Below are 18,672 nucleotides of genomic sequence, written 5' to 3' on the forward strand. Positions count from 1 at the left end.
CATGGCCCACCAGTGGCGCGGGGTCGTCCCCGAGTACGCCGAGCGCCTGCCGATGCTCGCCGGGGCGCCCGTGGTGACCCTGCGCGAAGGGGGCACCCCGCTCATCCCCGCGGCTCGCCTCTCCGAGATCGTCGGCGCCCGGGTGCACGTGAAGTACGAGGGGCTCAACCCGACCGGCTCCTTCAAGGACCGTGGGATGACCACGGCGATGTCGGTGGCCGCGGCCAACGGCGCCCGCGCGGTCATCTGCGCCTCCACCGGCAACACCAGCGCCTCGGCCGCCGCCTACGCGACCAAGGCCGGGATGACCTGCGCGGTGCTCGTGCCCGAGGGCAAGATCGCCATGGGCAAGCTGAGCCAGGCGGTCGCCCACGGCGCCACCCTGCTGCAGGTCGACGGCAACTTCGACCACTGCCTCGACGTCGCCCGCAAGATGGCCGAGGCCTACCCCGTCGAGCTGGTCAACTCGGTCAACCCGGCCCGGATCGAAGGGCAGAAGACCGCAGCCTTCGAGGTCGTCGACGCGATCGGCGACGCCCCCGACATCCACTGCCTGCCGGTCGGCAACGCCGGCAACATCACCGCCTACTGGAAGGGGTACGGCGAGTACGCCACCGAGACCCCGGGCGTGGGCGGGACGCTGCCGGCGGTGGCCACCCAGCGACCGCAGATGTGGGGCTTCCAGGCGGCCGGCTCGGCGCCGATCGTGCTCGGCCACCCGGTCGACGAGCCGGACACCATCGCCACCGCCATCCGGATCGGCAAGCCCGCCTCGTGGGAGCAGGCCGAGGCGGCGCGCGACGAGTCCGGGGGGCGCATCGAGTCGGTGACCGACGAGGAGATCCTCGCGGCGCACCGCCTGCTGTCCGCCGAGGAGGGCATCTTCGTCGAGCCCGCGTCGGCCTCCTCGGTCGCCGGTCTGCTCAAGGCGCACGCCGCCGGCGAGGTGCCCTCCGGGGCGCTGGTCGTGTGCACCGTCACCGGCCACGGCCTCAAGGACCCGCAGTGGGCGCTGCGGCAGGCCGACGGCAGCGAGGTCGAGCCGGTGCGGGTGCCGGCCGAGGCCTTCGCCGTCGCCCAGGCCCTCGGGCTCGAGGGCTGAGGTGCTGACCACCGGTTCCTCGGTCACCCTGCGTGTCCCGGCCAGCAGCGCCAACCTCGGTCCTGGCTTCGACTGCGTCGGTCTCGCCCTCGGCCTGTGGGACGAGGCCACCGCCACCGTCGAGGGCGAGCCCGGCCTGCACGTCGAGGCGACCGGCGAGGGTGCCGAGGCGGTGCCGCGCGACGAGCAGCACCTGGTGGTGCGCTCGATGCACGCGATGTGGCGGCGGCTGGGCGTCCAGCCGCCGGCCGGGCTGAGCCTGCGCACCCGCAACGGGGTGCCGCACGGTCGCGGCCTGGGCTCCTCGGCCACGGCGATCGTCACCGGGACCGCGCTGGCCTACGGGCTGGCCGCCCGGTCCGGGCTGGTCGCCCCGGCGCAGGGCCTGCTGGACCTCGACGTCGTCAACGAGCTCGCCAGCGCGCTCGAGGGGCACCCCGACAACGCCTCGGCCAGCGTCTTCGGCGGGGCCACCCTCTCGGTCACCGAGCCGGTCGACGGCGCCGGCGGCTCGCCGGCCACCACCACGGTGCCGCTGGCGCTGCACCCGGACCTCGGCGCCGTGGTGCTGGTGCCCGAGGCGACGCTGAGCACGACGACGGCGCGCGCGGTGCTGCCGCCCTCGGTCGCCCTGGAGACCGCCGCGGCCAGCACGGCGCGCGGCGCCATGCTCGTGCACGCCCTCACCACCGACCCGTCCGCGCTCATGGCCGGCACCACCGACCTGCTGCACCAGGAGGCGCGGCGAGCGAGCTACGCGCCGTCGATGGCGCTGCTGGACACGCTACGGGCAGCCGGCCACGCGGCGACGATCTCCGGTGCCGGGCCGTCGGTGCTCGTGCTCACCACCGCGGGGGAGCAGGCCCGTGCCGAGATCGCTGACCTGGCCGGAGACCGGTGGCGGGTGCTGGCTCCCGGCGTGCCCACGTGCGGCGTCCACGAGGTTCAGTGATACATTGAGGATGCTCCACCGCCCCGGTGCGCGGCATCCTCGATCGAGGGTCTGCGGCCGTGAGGACCAGGAGCTCTCATCCCACGACCGGCGCCCGGTTCGCGCGCGTCGAGGACGTCGTGGATTCCTCCAGAACCCGGCTTGACGGGTGACATCAGGCCTGCCGTGATCTCGGCGGCCTCGCGAACGAGGGGAAGGATCCTTCGTGACAGACACCACCACCGGCGAGACCACGGCGCCCGAGGCCGAGGCCTCCGGCGCCCCCGAGCAGCCCCGGCGATCCGGCGCGCTCAGCTCGATGCGTCTCGCCCAGCTCCAGTCGCTGGCCTCCAGCATGGGCATCACCGGCACCGCCAAGATGCGCAAGAGCGACCTCGTCGCCGCCATCCGGGCGCAGCAGTCCGGGAGCAGCGGCACCACGACCGAGGCGAAGGGCGAGAAGCCCGCCTCGACGGGCGGGGACCCCGCCGCGCCCGCGCCGAGCGGAGCGGACGAGGCCGCGGCCACCGGGTCCGCCCCCGAGCAGCCTGCGCCCGCCGCCGGCGCCGACCAGGCCGAGACGCCGGACCGTGACCAGCAGGGCGGCGACGACCGCGGCGGCGACCGCGACCAGCGGGGCGGGAACCGCGGCAACCGCGGGAACGACCGCGACCGTGACCAGCAGGGCGGCGGCGACCGCGACCAGCAGGGCGGGAACCGCGGCAACGACCGCGGTGGGAACCGCGACCAGCAGGGCGGTGACCGCAACCAGGACCGCGATCGCAACCAGGGCGGCGGCGACCGGAACCAGGACCGCGACCAGCAGGGCGGCAACCGCAACCAGGACCGCGACCGCAACCAGGACCGCGACCGCAACCAGCAGGGTGGCGGGGACCGCGACCAGCAGGACAACCAGGGCGGCAACCGCGGCAACGACCGCGACGACGACGGCGGCGGTCGCCGCCGTCGCGGGCGCGGCCGCAACCGCAACCGCGACAAGCGGCGCGGCGGCGGGCAGCCGGACGAGACCGAGCCGCAGGTCTCCGAGGACGACGTGCTCGTCCCGGTGGCCGGCATCCTCGACGTCCTGGACAACTACGCCTTCGTCCGCACCTCCGGCTACCTCTCCGGCGCCAACGACGTCTACGTCCCGCTGGGGATGGTCCGGCGCAACGGACTGCGCAAGGGCGACGCCGTCACCGGGCAGGTCAAGGCCACCCGCGAGGGCGAGGAGCAGCAGAGCGTCGGTGGCAAGGGCAACCGGCAGAAGTACAACCCGCTGGTCAAGCTCGAGACCGTCAACGGGATGACCCCGGACGACGCGAAGCGCCGGGCCGAGTTCGGCAAGCTCACCCCGCTCTACCCGCAGGAGCGGCTGCGTCTGGAGACCGAGCCCGGGGTGCTGACCACCCGGATGATCGACCTGGTGGCGCCGATCGGAAAGGGTCAGCGCGGTCTCATCGTCGCCCCGGCCAAGGCCGGCAAGACGATGGTCATGCAGTCGCTGGCCAACGCGGTGACCACCAACAACCCCGAGTGCCACCTCATGGTCGTCCTGGTCGACGAGCGCCCGGAGGAGGTCACCGACATGCAGCGGGCGGTCAACGGTGAGGTCATCGCCTCCACCTTCGATCGTCCGGCGGACGACCACACCACCGTCGCGGAGCTGGCCATCGAGCGGGCCAAGCGCCTGGTCGAGATGGGCCACGACGTCGTCGTGCTGCTCGACTCGATCACCAAGCTCGGGCGCGCCTACAACCTGGCCGCCCCGGCCAGCGGGCGCATCCTCTCCGGCGGTGTCGACTCGGCCGCCCTCTACCCGCCGAAGAAGTTCTTCGGCGCGGCCCGGAACATCGAGAACGGCGGCTCGCTGACGATCCTCGCCACCGCGCTGGTCGAGACCGGCTCGCGGATGGACGAGGTGATCTTCGAGGAGTTCAAGGGCACCGGCAACATGGAGCTCAAGCTCGACCGTGGCCTGGCCAACCGCCGGATCTTCCCGGCGGTCGACATCAACGGCTCCGGCACCCGGCGCGAGGAGATCCTGCTCGCCCCGGAGGAGCTGAAGATCATGTGGAAGCTGCGCCGCGTGCTCGCCGCGCTGGACACCCAGCAGGGTGTCGAGCTGCTGCTGGACCGCCTGCGCAAGACGAAGACGAACTACGAGTTCCTCATGCAGGTGCAGCAGACCAGCTCGATGAAGCTGCCGGACGACGAGCAGGCCTGACCGCCCGCTCCACCCTGCGACGACGGCCCCGCGACCTCCTGGTCGCGGGGCCGTCGTTCACCCCTCCTCGGCTGGACCGTTCTCCGTCGCCAGGCGGTCCAGGCGCAGCTCCAGCCGCAGCGGCTCGGCCGCGGTGAACCCGAGCCGCTCGTAGAGCTCGACCCCACGCTCGCCCGCGGCCAGCTCGACGACCTGGACCTCGGTCTGCTCGCGGAACCACGTCAGCAGCTCGCGGGTGCAGGCCTCGGAGTGCCCGCGCCGTCGGTGCGCCGGGAAGGTGACGACGGTGCTGACCAGACCGCGCTGCTCACCGGGGTCGTCCGGCGAGGGGAGGTGGTCCAGCACCTGGCCGAGCGCGCAGGAGACGACCACCCCGTGCACCTCGGCGACGACCACCCGGACCCGCTCGTCGGCCAGGTGCAGCTGCAGCCACCGGGCGGCCTGCTGCTGCCAGTCGGCGGCGGCGACCATCTCGGTCGGGCCGCCGACGGCCTCGGCCATGATCCCGTGCAGCGTGACGATGGTGGCGATGTCGGCCGCCCGGGCCGGCCGGACGACCGAGCCCTCGACCGGGCCCGGCACCTCGCCGGCGGTCCGGTCGCGACGCCGGGGGAGCGGCGGGCGGGGCGGGCGCGGTGTCATGCCTCCATCATGCCGGGGGACACCGACGGCCGGGACCCCGGCGGTCTCCGCGCCTTCTCGTCGGCGGACGCATCCTGTCGGGAAGATCTGGCGGGCTGCGGGCGTTTGGGAGAGCGTGCCCTGCTCTGGCACACTTCACCGTTGGTCCGGTTCACGGCACGCGACGACCGATCGCCGCACTGCAGAGCACCAGCAGACGTGCAGCGCCGACCCGGACCAGAGACACGACGAGGAGCATCCGTGAAGAAGGACATCCACCCCGCCTACGGCGAGACCACCGTCACCTGCACCTGCGGGAACACCTTCACCACCCGCAGCACCGCCGCCAGCGGCTCGATCCACGCCGAGATCTGCAGCAACTGCCACCCGTTCTACACCGGCAAGCAGAAGATCATGGACACCGGCGGCCGGGTCGCCCGCTTCCAGAAGCGGTACGCCAAGACCTCGGCCAAGTAAGGCCCACGACGCGCCGGTCGCCCCCTTCGGGCGGCCGGCGCGTTCGTCGTCCACCCCCTTCGCCCACCCACCCGGGCAAGCTCTCGCCAGGTTGCGCAACTGCCCGGGCAAATGCGCCGGGTTGCGCAACTGCCCGGGCTTTTGCGCGGGAGGGTGCGCAACTGCCCGGGCTCTTGCATGGGAGGGTGCGCAACTGCCCGGGCTTTTGCGGAGGGTGGGGGACGATCGGTGGAGTGGGTGGTGGCACCCGTGGCCGCCGGAGAGGAAGGAGAGGGTCCGTGCTGGAGTCCGCACGTGCCGTCGTGGCCGAGCACGCCGAGCTCGAGGCCCGGCTGGCCGACCCCGAGGTGGTCGGTGACCCCGACCGGCTCCGCGAGGTCAACTCCCGCTACGCCGCGCTGACCCCGGTGGTCACCGCCTACGCCGCCTGGACCGCCGCCACCGACGACCTGACGGTCGCCCGCGAGCTGGCCGCCGAGGACCCCACCTTCGCCGAGGAGATCCCGGCGCTGCAGGAGCACGTTGCGGCCACCGAGGACACCCTGCGCCGGCTGCTGGTGCCGCGCGACCCCGACGACGAGCGAGACGTCATCCTCGAGGTCAAGGCGGGCGAGGGGGGCGCCGAGTCCGCGCTCTTCGCCGGCGACCTGGTCCGGATGTACCTGCGGCACGCCGAGCGCCGCGGCTGGCGCACCGAGGTGCTGGACGCCACCGAGGCCGACCTCGGCGGCTACAAGGACGTCCGGGTCGTCGTCGGCGCCCGGGGCACGCCGGCGCCGGGGGAGGCGCCGTGGGCCCGCCTGAAGTACGAAGGGGGCGTGCACCGGGTGCAGCGCGTCCCGGTCACCGAGAGCCAGGGGCGGATCCACACCTCCGCCGCCGGGGTCTGGGTGATGCCCGACGTCGGCGACGTCGCCGAGGTCGAGATCGGCCCGAACGACCTCAAGATCGACGTCTACCGCTCCAGCGGCCCGGGCGGGCAGAGCGTCAACACCACCGACTCCGCGGTGCGGATCACCCACCTGCCCACCGGGGTCGTCGTCTCCTGCCAGAACGAGAAGTCCCAGCTGCAGAACAAGGAGTCGGCGATGCGGGTGCTGCGCGCCCGGCTGCACCAGCTGGCCGCGGACGAGGCGGCGGCCGAGCAGGCCGAGGCGCGGGCCTCCCAGGTGCGGACCGTCGACCGCTCCGAGCGGATCCGCACCTACAACTTCCCGGAGAACCGGATCAGCGACCACCGCACCGGCTTCAAGGCCCACAACCTCGACGCCGTGCTCGACGGCGACCTCGACCCGGTCGTGGACTCGGCGGTCGAGGCCGACGAAACCGCGCGGCTGGCCGCCGTCGCCGATGACTGAGCCGCTGCGCGCCTGGCTGGACCGGGCCACGGCCCAGCTGTCCGGGGCGGGGGTGGCCACCCCGCGCGCCGACGCCCTGCTGCTGGCCGGGCACGTCCTCGACGCCGACCGCGGCGAGGTGGAGCGGCGCGCGCTGCTCGGGCACGAGCTGCCCGCCGAGGCCGCCGCGCCGCTGGAGGCCCTGCTCACCCGCCGCGCCCGACGGGAGCCGCTGCAGCACCTCACCGGGGTCGCCCCCTTCCGGCGCCTGGAGCTCGCGGTCGGCCCGGGGGTCTTCGTCCCCCGCCCCGAGACCGAGGGCACCGCCGGGCTGGCGATCGCCGCCGCCCGGTCGGCGGGCCAGGCGCCGGTCGTCGTCGATCTGTGCACCGGCTCCGGCGCCATCGCCCTGGCCGTCGCCGACGAGGTCCCCGGAGCCCGGGTGCACGCCGTCGAGCTCGACCCGGACGCGAACGCCTGGGCGCAGCGCAACCGCGAGCGCACGTCCCTGCCGGTCGACCTGCGCCTGGGCGATGCCACGACGGCCCTGACCGAGCTCGACGGCACCGTCGACGTCGTCGTCGCCAACCCGCCCTACATCCCCGACGGGATGGTCCCGCGCGAGGTCGAGGTGCGCGACCACGACCCTCACGTGGCGCTCTTCGGCCGCAGCGCCGACGGGCTGGCGGTCCCGCTCGCCGTGGCCGACCGCGCCGGGCACCTGCTGCGTCAGGGTGGTCGCCTGGTCATGGAGCACGCCGACTCCCAGGGCGAGAGCCTGCCGCAGGCGCTGCGTGACGCCGGGTGGCTGGAGGTCCGCGACCACCTCGACCTCGCCGACCGCCCGCGCACGGTCACCGCGACCGCACCGGCCCGCTGACCGGCGGCCGTGGCGAAGGGGGTCGACCGCGGGCCCTACCCTGGAGCCCATGAGCCCCGTCGTCGACGCCACCAGCCAGGCCAGCGAGGAGGCGCGCGCCGACAGCATCGACGTCGCCCTCGGCGCGGTCCGCGCCGGCCAGGTCGTCGTCCTGCCCACCGACACCGTCTACGGGATCGGCTGCGACGCCTTCTCCCCGGAGGCCGTCGCCGCGGTCCTGGACGCCAAGGGCCGTGGCCGGGACATGCCCCCGCCGGTCCTCGTGCCGGACCAGCGCACCGTCGACGGGCTGGCCCGCGAGGTGCCGCCGTGGGCCCGTGAGCTCATCGACCAGCTGTGGCCCGGTCCGCTGACCCTCGTGCTGCACGCGCAGCCGTCGCTGCACTGGGACCTCGGCGAGACCGACGGCACGGTCGCGCTGCGGATGCCGGACGACGAGGTGGCCCTGCAGCTGCTCCGGGTGACCGGCCCGATGGCGGTGACCAGCGCCAACCGCACCGGCCAGCCGGCGGCGACCAGCGTCATCGAGGCGGCCGCCCAGCTGGGCTCGGCGGTCGAGGTCTACCTCGACGGCGGCCCGCGCGTCGACGTGCAGCCCTCGACCATCCTCGACTGCACCGGCGACGCGCCGGTGCTGCTGCGCGAGGGAGCCCTGCCGATCAGCGAGATCCGCGAGCTGCTCGGGGACGTCACGCTGCGCCGCGACGGGGAGCCGAGCGCGGACACGGACGAGCCGACCGACAGCGAGCCGACCGCGGACGACCCGGACAGCGACGACGAGCAGTGGCAGGATCAGCCTGACACCGAGACGCCCGGCACCGAGACGCCCGACACCGAGACGCCCGACGGCCAGACGCCCGACACCGAGACACCTGGCAGCGAGCACCCCGACACGGAGGACACCGCACGATGACCGACACCTTCTACGGCTCCGACTTCGACGCGCTGAGCTCCTTCGACCCGGAGATCTCCGGGATCCTGCTCTCCGAGCTGGACCGGATCCGCTCCGGCCTGCAGCTCATCGCCAGCGAGAACCTCTCCTCGCCGCGGGTGCTCACCGCGCTGGGCTCCACGCTGTCCAACAAGTACGCCGAGGGCTACCCCGGCCGGCGCTACTACGGCGGCTGCAGCGAGGTGGACAAGGCCGAGGAGCTGGCCATCGCCCGCTGCCGCGAGCTCTTCGGGGCCGAGCACGCCAACGTCCAGCCGCACTCCGGGGCCAGCGCGAACCAGGCGGTGTACGGCGCCTTCCTCAACCCGGGCGAGACGATCCTGGCGATGTCCCTGCCGCACGGCGGGCACCTTACCCACGGGACCAAGGTCTCCTTCTCCGGCAAGTGGTTCGACGCGGTGCACTACGGCGTCGACCCGGAGACCGAGGACATCGACTACGACGAGATGGAGCGCCTGGCCAAGGAGCACCGGCCCAAGGTCATCCTCTCCGGCGGCTCGGCCATCCCGCGGCTCATCGACTTCGAGCGGATCCGGGCGATCTGCGACGAGGTCGGCGCCATCATGTGGGTGGATGCCGCCCACTTCATCGGTCTGGTCGCCGGCCAGGCGATCCCCAGCCCGGTGCCGCACGCCGACGTCGTCTCCTTCACCACGCACAAGGTGCTGCGCGGCCCCCGCTCCGGCGCCCTGGTCTGCAAGGAGGAGCACGCCAAGGCCATCGACAAGGCGGTCTTCCCGATGATGCAGGGCGGCCCGCAGATGCACACCGTCGCGGCGAAGGCGGTGAACTTCAAGGAGTGCGCGACGCCGGAGTACCAGCGCTACGCCGCCGAGGTCGTCGAGAACGCGAAGGTGCTGGCCCAGGGGCTGGCCGAGCGGGGCATCCGCCCGACCACCGGCGGCACCGACACCCACCTGGCCCTGCTCGACCTCCAGGGGGTCGGGGTGACCGGCGTCGACGCCGAGGCCCGCTGCGACGCGGCCGGCATCGTGCTCAACAAGAACGCCATCCCCAACGACCCGCAGAAGCCGTCGGTGGCCTCCGGGATCCGGGTCGGCACCCCGTGCCTCACCACCCAGGGGATGGGCACCGAGCAGATGACCACCGTCGCCGAGCTGATCCACACCGCCGTGACGAAGGGGGACGCCGACCCCGAGCACGAGGTCTCCCGGCAGGTGCGGGGCACGGTCACCGAGCTGGTCGAGGCCTTCCCGGCCTACCCCCGCTGAGCCGAGCCTGAGCCCCGGTCACCGGGAGCCGGGACCCGCCCATGCGCGAGTACCTCTTCGTCTTCCTCGTCGCGCTCGCCGTCACCTACGTCTCGGTGCCGGCGATGCGCGCGCTCGCCGTGCGGGTGGGGGCCTTCACCCCGGTGCGGGAGCGGGACGTGCACGCGGTGCCGATCCCGCGGCTGGGCGGGGTGGCGATGCTGCTGGGCTACGCGGCTTCCACCCTGGTGGCCTCCCAGCTGCCCTTCCTCACCCAGATCTTCGACACCGGTGAGCTGCTCGGGGTGCTGGCCGGTGGTGCCATCGTCTGCCTGCTCGGCGCGATCGACGACGTGCGCGAGCTCGACCCGCTGACCAAGCTCGGCGGTCAGCTCGTCGCCGCGGCGATCATGGCCTTCGCCGGGGTGCAGCTCTTCTCGCTGCCGATCGGCGTGGTCACCGTGCTGCCCTCGCCGATCCTCGTGCTCATCACCGTGCTCGTGGTGCTGCTGTGCATCAACGCGGTGAACTTCATCGACGGTCTGGACGGCCTGGCCGGGGGGATGGTGGCGATCGCCAGCGGCGCCTTCTTCGCCTACAGCTACCTCATCTCCTCCGGCTACAACCCGCCCAACGTCTTCTCCTCGGCGAGCTTCATCGCCGCGGCGCTGCTGGGCTGCTGCCTGGGCTTCCTGCCGCACAACGTCTTCCCGGCACGGCTCTTCATGGGCGACTCCGGCTCGATGCTGCTGGGGCTGCTGCTGGCCGCGGCGACGATCAGCACCACCGGCACGGTCAACCCCACCGACGTCAGCGCCGACCCGCTGGCCGCCACGGTGCTGCCGCTGCTCATCCCGATCTCGATCATCCTGCTGCCGCTGCTCGACGTCGTCTGGGCGATCGGCAGACGCACCCTGCGCGGGCAGCACCCGTGGGAGGCCGACAGCCAGCACCTGCACCACCGGATGCTGCAGATCGGTCACGGGCACCGCCGCGCGGTCCTGCTGCTGTGGCTGTGGGCCGGGGTGGTGGCGCTCGGTGCGGTGAGCCTCGTCTTCGTCCCGGTCCCGGTCGCGGTGGCCTCGCTGGTGCTCATGCTGGCCGTCGCGGCCGCGCTGACCGCCTGGCTGCCGCGCTACTCCCGACCCGGGCACCGGCCGAAGACCTTCGACGCCCACGGGCGCCGTCTCGACGCCTGACGCGCGGCCCCGCGCAGGCCCTGCAGCAGGCATGATTGGTGGTGTCCGAGACGCTTGTGATAGTTTTCACAAGCGCCGAGAGGCCCTGCCAGAGACCCCACCGACGAAGTGATGCCGATGTCGACACCACCCCGCCGCACCCCGGTCCAGGGCATGCTGCGCGAACTGGTCGTCGTCGGGAGCGTCGGTCTCGTGGTCTTCACCGCGGCCGGTGCGGCGATAGGCGGCAGCGACGGTGCGCTGAGCGCCCTCGTCGGCAGCGCGCTGGCCTACGCGGTCCTGCTGATCGGCCTGTTGTCCATCAGCCTCGTCGTGCGGGACGCGCCCACCTCGATGGCTGGCGCCTACCTGGTGTACCTCGGGCAGCTCATCGTGCTGACGGCGGCGCTGCTCGCGGTGCGGGACGCCCCGTGGCTGCAGGGCACGGTGGCCTCGGCGACCGCCATCCTGCAGACCCTGGCGCTGCAGGTGGCCCAGATCCACGGGTACGTCCGTTCGCGGCACGTGCTCTACCCCGAGGGAGGCCGGGCATGAGCCGGCGTCGGCAGGATGCCGCCCCCCGGCTGGTGACGAAGGCGCTTCCCGATCCTGACCACCAGCGTGCGGCCGAGGCTCGGTACGCGCGCGACGAGACGGCCCCGCACCCCGCGGCGCAGGCCGACGCGATGGGCGCGACGGTCCTGGCCTACCTCATCACCGGCCCGCTGCTCTTCGGCGGTCTCGGCTGGCTGGTCGACCAGTGGCTGGGCACGGCCTTCCTCGTGGCCCTCGGGGCCGTGTGCGGGATGGCCCTGTCGCTCTACACGATCTGGCTCCGGTACGGTACGTCCCAGGCACCCACCCCTGCCCGCGGCGAGTCTGCGCTGCCCGGTGCCGAGCCACAGAACGAGGAGAATCAGTGACTCTGACTGCGCCCGCGTCCATCAGCACGCTCGCGCCCGCGGCCAGCGGCGGTGAGGGCTTCGAGGCCCCCACCCCGGCGATCTTCTGGCAGCCGCTCTTCGAGGTCGGCGGCATCACCGTGACCAACCAGATGGCCTGGGCCGGCATCATCACCGCGGTCCTGTGCGTCGTCATGGTGCGGCTGAGCAAGAACGCCGCGGTCGTCCCGAGCAAGGGCCAGTGGCTCTTCGAGGGCTTCTACAACTTCCCCCGCAACACCGTCGCGCGGGACATGATCGGGACCAAGGAGTTCAAGCGGTTCCTGCCGCTCCTGGTGAGCCTCTTCGCCATGGTGCTCTTCTTCAACCTGGCCGGCTCCTTCTTCCTCACCATGAACCCGGTCACCGGCAAGATCGCCTTCCCGATTGCGATGACCGTCGTCGTCTACGTCGTCTACCACTGGATCGGCTTCCAGCGGATGGGCTTCGTCGGCTACTTCAAGCACATGGTGCCCCCGGGCCTGCCGGGCTGGATCGCGCCGGTGATCTTCCTGCTGGAGCTGGTGACCTACTTCATCACCCGCCCGCTGACGCTCGCCCTGCGACTCTTCGGCAACATGTTCGCCGGCCACATGGTGGTCTACCTCTTCGTCACCGCCGGTGCCTACTTCCTGCTAGACGCCGACGGCATCCTGCTGCGGCTGATGTCCCTGCCGACCTTCCTCATGGCCGGGGTGATGATCCTCTTCGAGCTCCTGGTGCAGTTCCTCCAGGCGTTCGTCTTCGTCCTGCTCACCGCCAGCTACATCGCGGGGGCGCTCGCCGACGACCACTGAGTCGGCGGTCTCGACCGCAGTACCCACAACCGAATAGCCCACCTACTTCTTCGCGGGTCCTCCGTGAAGGCATCACAGAAACACGAAAGAGAGCAACCGTGGAAATCACCGGCTCCGTCTCCCTCATCGGTTACGGCCTGGCCGCCATCGGCCCGGCGATCGCCGTCGGTCTGATCTTCGCCGCCTACATCAACGGTGTCGCCCGTCAGCCCGAGGCCCGCAACATCCTCCAGCCGATCGCCATCCTCGGCTTCGCCCTCGCCGAGGCGCTCGCGATCTTCGGCCTGGTCCTCTTCTTCATCAACAACTGAGGCGGCGGGCCGATCCGGCCCGCTCCTCACCCGTGACCAGACCAGCACCAAGGAGTACCCGTGCAGATCACGGCAACCGCATCGTCGGTCGTGAGCCTCGCTCCGGCGGCTGAGGGCGAGACCATGCCGCTCATCCCGCACATCCCTGAGCTCATCTTCGGGTTCATCATGTTCGCGATCCTTCTCTTCGTGGTGGCGAAGTACGTCGTCCCCAACATGGAGAAGGCCTACGAGGAGCGGCACGCCGCGATCGAGGGCGGCATCGCCCAGGCGGAGAACGCGCAGGCCGAGGCTGAGGCCGCCAAGAAGCAGTACGAGGCCCAGCTGGCCGAGGCTCGCTCCGAGGCCGCCAAGATCCGTGAGGACGCGCGCGCCGAGGGCGCCGCGATCGTCGCGGAGATGCGCACCCAGGCCCAGGACGAGGCGAACCGGATCACCGAGTCGGCGCACAAGCAGATCGAGGCCGAGCGCCAGCAGGCCGCGGTCTCCCTGCGCAACGACGTCGGCCGGCTCTCCACCGACCTGGCCGGCCGCATCGTCGGTCACGAGCTGCAGGACCAGGGCAACCGGCAGCAGCTCATCGACCGCTTCCTCGGCGAGCTGGAGTCCGGCCAGGTGCAGCCGGAGAAGGTCTCCCGCGCCGGGAGTGACTCCTGATGCGAGGCGCCTCCCGCTTCGCCGTCGCCGAGTCCCGCCCGGCGCTGGAGCAGGCCCTCGCCGGGCAGGCCCAGCAGACCGGTGAGGAGCTCTTCGGGGTGACCGCGCTGCTCGACGACAACGCGACCCTGCGTCGCGCCGTCGTCGACCCCTCCCGCGAGGGGAGCGACCGCTCGGACCTGGTCCGTCGGCTGCTCGGCGGCAAGGTCAGCGAGCCGACCGTCGAGGTCGTCGCCACCCTGGCCGCGCAGCGCTGGTCCCGCGAGCGGGACCTGACCGACACCCTGGAGCGCTTCGCCGTCGAGGGCGTCCTCAAGGGCGCCGAGGACGCGCTGCGGATCGACGCCGTCGAGGACGAGCTCTTCCGCTTCGAGCGGATCGTCGCCGGCACCCCCGAGCTGCGGGACGCGCTGGCCAACCGCCAGGCCGAGGCCGGGCCGAAGGCCGAGCTGGTCTCCCGGCTGCTCGAGGGCAAGGCGGCGGCCGAGACCGTCCGGCTCGCCCGGCAGGCCGTCCTCGCCCCCCGCGGGCGTCGGATCGACCGCAGCCTGGAGACCTACCTCGCCGTGGCCGCCGAGCGGCGCGAGCAGGTCACCGCCGAGGTCACCACCGCCGGCGAGCTCAGCGAGGAGCAGCGCACCCGGCTCAGCGCCGCGCTGCAGCGCCTCTACGGCAAGCCGGTCCTGGTGCAGCAGATCATCGACCCGGACGTCATCGGCGGCATCCGGGTCCAGGTCGGCGACGAGGTCGTCGACGGCACCGTGCTGCGCCGCCTCGAGCAGGCCAAGCGCCACCTCGCCGGCTGAGACCGGCCACCGCCCACCGACGCCCGACCGACACAGACCTTCCGGCCAGCAGGCCGGCGATTTCAGGAGAGAGACACATGACGGAGCTTTCGATCCGTCCGGAGGAGATCCGGGACGCCCTGGACGGCTACGTCCAGTCCTACAACCCGGGCGCCGCCTCCCGCGAGGAGGTCGGTCGCGTCACCGACACCGGTGACGGCATCGCCCACGTCGAGGGCCTGCCCTCGGCGATGACCAACGAGCTGCTGCAGTTCGAGGACGGCACCCTCGGTCTCGCGCTGAACCTCGACGTCCACGAGATCGGCGTCGTCATCCTCGGTGACTTCTCCAACATCGAGGAGGGCCAGGAGGTCAAGCGCACCGGCGAGGTCCTCTCCGTCCCGGTCGGCGACGGCTTCCTCGGCCGGGTCGTCGACCCGCTCGGCCAGCCGATCGACGGGCTCGGCGAGATCGCCGCGGAGACCCGCCGCGCGCTCGAGCTGCAGGCCCCCACCGTCGTGCAGCGCAAGTCGGTGCACGAGCCGCTGCAGACCGGCCTCAAGGCCGTCGACGCGATGACCCCGGTCGGCCGGGGGCAGCGGCAGCTGATCATCGGCGACCGCCAGACCGGCAAGACCACGGTCGCGGTGGACACGATCATCAACCAGAAGGAGTACTGGGAGACCGGCGACCCGGAGAAGCAGGTCCGCTGCATCTACGTCGCCATCGGCCAGAAGGGCTCCACGATCGCCTCGGTCAAGGGCACCCTCGAGGAGGCGGGCGCGATGGAGTACACCACCATCGTCGCGGCCCCGGCCTCGGACGCGGCCGGCTTCAAGTACCTCGCCCCCTTCACCGGCTCGGCCATCGGCCAGCACTGGATGTACCAGGGCAAGCACGTGCTCATCGTCTTCGACGACCTGAGCAAGCAGGCCGAGGCCTACCGCGCGATGTCGCTGCTGCTGCGCCGCCCGCCGGGCCGCGAGGCCTACCCGGGCGACGTCTTCTACCTGCACTCGCGGCTGCTGGAGCGCTGCGCCAAGCTCTCCGACGACCTCGGTGCCGGCTCGATGACCGGTCTGCCGATCATCGAGACGAAGGCGGGCGACGTCTCGGCGTACATCCCGACCAACGTCATCTCCATCACCGACGGCCAGATCTACCTGCAGGCCGACCTCTTCAACTCCGACGTCCGGCCGGCCATCGACGTGGGTATCTCGGTCTCCCGCGTCGGCGGTGACGCCCAGATCAAGGCGATGAAGAAGGTCTCCGGCCGGCTCAAGCTCGACCTGGCGCAGTACCGCCAGCTCGAGGCCTTCGCGATGTTCGCCTCCGACCTGGACCCGGCCTCCAAGCAGCAGCTGGCCCGCGGTGCCCGCCTGGTCGAGCTGCTCAAGCAGCGCCAGTCGGACCCGATGCCGGTCGAGGAGCAGGTCGTGGCCATCTGGGCCGGGACCACCGGCCAGCTGGACTCGATCCCGACCGGTGACGTGCAGCGCTTCGAGGCCGAGTTCATCGACCACCTGCGCCGCACCAAGCAGGACCTGCTCGACGGGATCCGGGAGAGCGGCAAGTTCGAGGACTCCACCTCGGAGGCGCTGGAGAGCGAGATCGCCAGCTTCAAGCAGGGCTTCCAGCCCTCCGGCGACGACGAGCTCGTCGCCACCGACGAGTCCGACGACGACGAGGACGGGCAGGACCCGACCCAGGAGCAGATCGTCACGCAGAAGCGCTGAGCCATCAGCCCGGGTGCCCTGACCGGCACCCGGGCCGGCCCGGCCCGCAGCAGCAGCCGCGACCCGCTCCGCACCAGCGGCGGTCGCACCCACCAGAGGAGAGAGGCGGACAGATATGGGAGCGCAGATCCGGGAGTACCGGCAGCGCATCCGCTCCGTCAGCGCGACGAAGAAGATCACCCGGGCCATGGAGCTCATGGCCGCCTCGCGGGTGGTCCGGGCGCAGCAGGCGGTCCGGGCGGCGACGCCCTACGCCCAGGCCCTGACCAAGGCCGCGTCGGCGGTGGCCACCTTCTCCGACGAGGACCACCCGCTGACCAGCGAGAAGCCCGACGTCAAGCGCGCCGCGGTGCTCGTCATCGCCGCGGACCGCGGCCTGGCCGGCGGCTACAACGCCAACGTGCTCAAGGAGGGGGAGCGGCTGACCACCCGCCTGCGCGAGGAGGGCAAGGAGGTCGTGCCCTACCTCGTCGGCCGGCGCGCGGTGAGCTACTACAGCTTCCGCAAGCGCGAGTACGCCGCCGAGTGGACCGGCTTCACCGAGAAGCCGACCTTCGAGGACGCCCGCGAGATCGGGGAGCGGCTGGTCGCCGACTTCCTCAAGGACACCGACACCGAGGCCGGGGTCGACGAGGTGCACGTCGTCTTCACCCGCTTCGTCAGCATGGTCACGCAGGAGCCGACCGTGGTCCGGCTGCTCCCGCTGGAGGTCGTCGAGTCCGAGGAGGACACCTCCGACGAGGAGCTGTACCCGCTCTACGAGTTCGAGCCGAACGCCGAGGAGCTGCTCGACACGCTGCTGCCGCGGTACGTCAGCTCGCGGATCTTCGCCTGCCTGCTCAGCGCCTCCGCCTCCGAGCTCGCCGCCCGCCAGCGGGCGATGAAGTCGGCGACCGACAACGCCGAAGAGCTCATCAAGAAGTACACGCGGCTGGCCAACCAGGCCCGCCAGGCCGAGATCACCCAAGAGATTTCCGAGATCGTCGGTGGGGCCACCGCCCTCGCCGACTCGAAGTGAGAAGGTAGAGAGCACATGACTGCCACCGTTCCCGAGTCCGCGCAGGACACCCAGACCCCCGGCGGCGTCGGTCGCATCTCCCGGGTCACCGGCCCGGTCGTCGACGTCGAGTTCGCTGCCGACGAGATGCCCGACCCCTACAACCTGCTCACCACGCAGGTCGAGGTCGGCGGGGAGACCAAGGACCTCAACCTCGAGGTCGCCCAGCACATCGGCGACAACATGGTCCGGGCGATCTCGCTGCAGCCCACCGACGGCCTGGTCCGCGGCACCCAGGTGCGCGACAGCGGCGGCCCGATCTCCGTGCCGGTCGGCGACGCCACCCTCGGCAAGGTCTTCAACACCACCGGTGTCTGCCTCAACCTCGAGGAAGGCGAGACGCTGGAGGTCAACGAGCGGTGGGGGATCCACCGCCCGGCGCCCGCCTTCGACCAGCTCGAGTCCAAGACCGCGATGTTCGAGACCGGCATCAAGGTCATCGACCTGCTCACCCCCTACGTCCAGGGCGGCAAGATCGGCCTCTTCGGCGGCGCCGGCGTGGGCAAGACGGTGCTCATCCAGGAGATGATCGCCCGTGTCGCCCGCGACCACGGCGGTGTCTCGGTCTTCGCCGGTGTCGGCGAGCGCACCCGTGAGGGCAACGACCTCATGGTCGAGATGGAGGAGGCCGGCGTCCTCGGCCAGACCGCCCTGGTCTTCGGCCAGATGGACGAGCCGCCGGGCACCCGCCTGCGCGTCGCCCTCTCCGCGCTGACCATGGCGGAGTACTTCCGCGACGTGCAGAAGCAGGACGTGCTCCTCTTCATCGACAACATCTTCCGGTTCACCCAGGCCGGCCAGGAGGTCTCCACCCTGCTGGGCCGGATGCCGTCCGCGGTGGGCTACCAGCCGACCCTGGCCGACGAGATGGGCGTGCTGCAGGAGCGCATCACCTCGACCCGTGGTCACTCGATCACCTCGATGCAGGCGATCTACGTCCCCGCCGACGACTACACCGATCCGGCGCCGGCGACCACCTTCGCCCACCTCGACGCGACCACCGAGCTGAGCCGTGAGATCGCCTCGCAGGGCATCTACCCGGCCGTGGACCCGCTCACCTCGACGAGCCGGATCCTCGACCCGCGGTACATCAGCCACGACCACTACGCCACCGCGGTGCGCGTGAAGTCGATCCTGCAGCGCAACAAGGAGCTGCAGGACATCATCGCGATCCTCGGCATCGACGAGCTCTCCGAGGAGGACAAGCTCCTCGTCAACCGGGCCCGCCGGATCCAGCGGTTCCTGTCGCAGAACACCTACGTGGCCAAGCAGTTCACCGGCATCGAGGGCTCGACCGTCCCGCTGAGCGACACCATCGAGGCCTTCACCAAGATCGCCGACGGCGAGTACGACCACGTCGGCGAGCAGGCCTTCTTCATGTGCGGTGGCCTCGACGACGTCGAGCGCCAGTGGGCGGAGATCCAGAAGGACCTCTGAGCCCACCCGCTCCCGACGGCCGCCCCCTTCCCACG

19 protein-coding genes are annotated in these 18,672 nt (G+C 71.9%); 18 read left to right on the top strand and 1 reads right to left on the bottom strand.

Annotated elements, in window-relative coordinates; all coding sequences use genetic code 11:
* Position 1: 1 nt before the first annotated feature.
* The 3 genes from thrC to rho all read left to right on the top strand — a co-directional run bounded on the left by thrC (position 2) and on the right by rho (position 4,260).
* On the top strand, positions 2–1,102 hold the full coding sequence (thrC, locus tag BJY28_RS09435; protein ID WP_179462781.1) for a threonine synthase: 1,101 nt from the start codon (positions 2–4) through the stop codon (positions 1,100–1,102).
* A 1-nt stretch (position 1,103) separates the two neighbouring features.
* A complete protein-coding gene (gene thrB / locus BJY28_RS09440) occupies positions 1,104–2,054 on the top strand; it encodes a homoserine kinase (protein ID WP_343037041.1) in 951 nt (316 codons plus the stop codon).
* A gap of 205 nt (positions 2,055–2,259) precedes the next feature.
* Complete coding sequence (gene rho, locus BJY28_RS09445; protein WP_179462782.1) at positions 2,260–4,260, top strand: transcription termination factor Rho; 2,001 nt, start codon at positions 2,260–2,262, stop codon at positions 4,258–4,260.
* A 57-nt stretch (positions 4,261–4,317) separates the two neighbouring features.
* On the opposite strand, the gene BJY28_RS09450 is transcribed toward rho, so the two are convergent.
* On the bottom strand, positions 4,318–4,902 hold the full coding sequence (locus BJY28_RS09450) for a GNAT family N-acetyltransferase (RefSeq protein WP_179462783.1): 585 nt from the start codon (positions 4,900–4,902) through the stop codon (positions 4,318–4,320).
* A 240-nt stretch (positions 4,903–5,142) separates the two neighbouring features.
* Between BJY28_RS09450 and rpmE the strand changes: the two genes are divergently transcribed.
* The 15 genes from rpmE (at position 5,143) to atpD (ending at position 18,637) form a co-directional block, all read left to right on the top strand.
* Complete coding sequence (gene rpmE / locus BJY28_RS09455) at positions 5,143–5,358, top strand: 50S ribosomal protein L31 (protein ID WP_179462784.1); 216 nt, start codon at positions 5,143–5,145, stop codon at positions 5,356–5,358.
* A gap of 278 nt (positions 5,359–5,636) precedes the next feature.
* Positions 5,637–6,716, top strand: a complete 1,080-nt coding sequence (gene prfA, locus BJY28_RS09460; protein ID WP_179462785.1) for a peptide chain release factor 1 — start codon at positions 5,637–5,639, stop codon at positions 6,714–6,716.
* A complete protein-coding gene (prmC, locus tag BJY28_RS09465; protein ID WP_179462786.1) occupies positions 6,709–7,575 on the top strand; it encodes a peptide chain release factor N(5)-glutamine methyltransferase in 867 nt (288 codons plus the stop codon). The genes prfA and prmC overlap by 8 nt, the downstream gene beginning before the upstream one ends.
* Before the next feature lie 49 nt (positions 7,576–7,624).
* Complete coding sequence (locus BJY28_RS09470; RefSeq protein ID WP_179462787.1) at positions 7,625–8,488, top strand: L-threonylcarbamoyladenylate synthase; 864 nt, start codon at positions 7,625–7,627, stop codon at positions 8,486–8,488.
* Positions 8,485–9,759: a serine hydroxymethyltransferase gene (locus tag BJY28_RS09475; protein ID WP_179462788.1), complete on the top strand. Its 1,275-nt coding sequence runs from the start codon at positions 8,485–8,487 to the stop codon at positions 9,757–9,759. The genes BJY28_RS09470 and BJY28_RS09475 overlap by 4 nt, the downstream gene beginning before the upstream one ends.
* A gap of 41 nt (positions 9,760–9,800) precedes the next feature.
* Entirely contained in the window at positions 9,801–10,937 is a 1,137-nt protein-coding gene (locus BJY28_RS09480; protein ID WP_179462789.1) for a glycosyltransferase family 4 protein, read from the top strand.
* A gap of 117 nt (positions 10,938–11,054) precedes the next feature.
* Positions 11,055–11,471 carry a hypothetical protein gene (locus BJY28_RS09485; RefSeq protein WP_179462790.1) on the top strand — a complete coding sequence of 139 codons (417 nt, stop codon included), beginning with the start codon at positions 11,055–11,057 and terminating at the stop codon, positions 11,469–11,471.
* Positions 11,468–11,839: an AtpZ/AtpI family protein gene (locus BJY28_RS09490; protein WP_179462791.1), complete on the top strand. Its 372-nt coding sequence runs from the start codon at positions 11,468–11,470 to the stop codon at positions 11,837–11,839. Before BJY28_RS09485 ends, BJY28_RS09490 begins: the two co-directional genes overlap by 4 nt.
* Entirely contained in the window at positions 11,836–12,654 is an 819-nt protein-coding gene (gene atpB / locus BJY28_RS09495; protein ID WP_343037042.1) for a F0F1 ATP synthase subunit A, read from the top strand. Before BJY28_RS09490 ends, atpB begins: the two co-directional genes overlap by 4 nt.
* 98 nt (positions 12,655–12,752) lie before the next feature.
* Positions 12,753–12,965, top strand: coding sequence for an ATP synthase F0 subunit C (locus BJY28_RS09500; protein WP_179462792.1), 213 nt, complete (start codon positions 12,753–12,755; stop codon positions 12,963–12,965).
* 60 nt (positions 12,966–13,025) lie between these two features.
* Positions 13,026–13,622: a F0F1 ATP synthase subunit B gene (locus tag BJY28_RS09505; protein ID WP_179462793.1), complete on the top strand. Its 597-nt coding sequence runs from the start codon at positions 13,026–13,028 to the stop codon at positions 13,620–13,622.
* Positions 13,622–14,428, top strand: a complete 807-nt coding sequence (locus BJY28_RS09510; protein ID WP_179462794.1) for a F0F1 ATP synthase subunit delta — start codon at positions 13,622–13,624, stop codon at positions 14,426–14,428. Before BJY28_RS09505 ends, BJY28_RS09510 begins: the two co-directional genes overlap by 1 nt.
* Positions 14,429–14,505: 77 nt before the next feature.
* The gene (atpA, locus tag BJY28_RS09515; RefSeq protein WP_179462795.1) at positions 14,506–16,143 is read left to right on the top strand and encodes a F0F1 ATP synthase subunit alpha; all 1,638 of its coding nucleotides are present in this window, start codon (positions 14,506–14,508) and stop codon (positions 16,141–16,143) included.
* Positions 16,144–16,258: 115 nt separating this feature from the next.
* Positions 16,259–17,161, top strand: coding sequence for a F0F1 ATP synthase subunit gamma (locus BJY28_RS09520; RefSeq protein WP_179462796.1), 903 nt, complete (start codon positions 16,259–16,261; stop codon positions 17,159–17,161).
* Positions 17,162–17,176: 15 nt separating this feature from the next.
* Positions 17,177–18,637 (top strand): F0F1 ATP synthase subunit beta, encoded by a 1,461-nt coding sequence (gene atpD, locus BJY28_RS09525; RefSeq protein WP_179462797.1) that lies wholly within the window; start codon positions 17,177–17,179, stop codon positions 18,635–18,637.
* Positions 18,638–18,672: the final 35 nt, after the last annotated feature.

The organism is Janibacter alkaliphilus, from assembly GCF_013408565.1.
Classification (GTDB): Bacteria; Actinomycetota; Actinomycetes; order Actinomycetales; family Dermatophilaceae; genus Janibacter; species Janibacter alkaliphilus.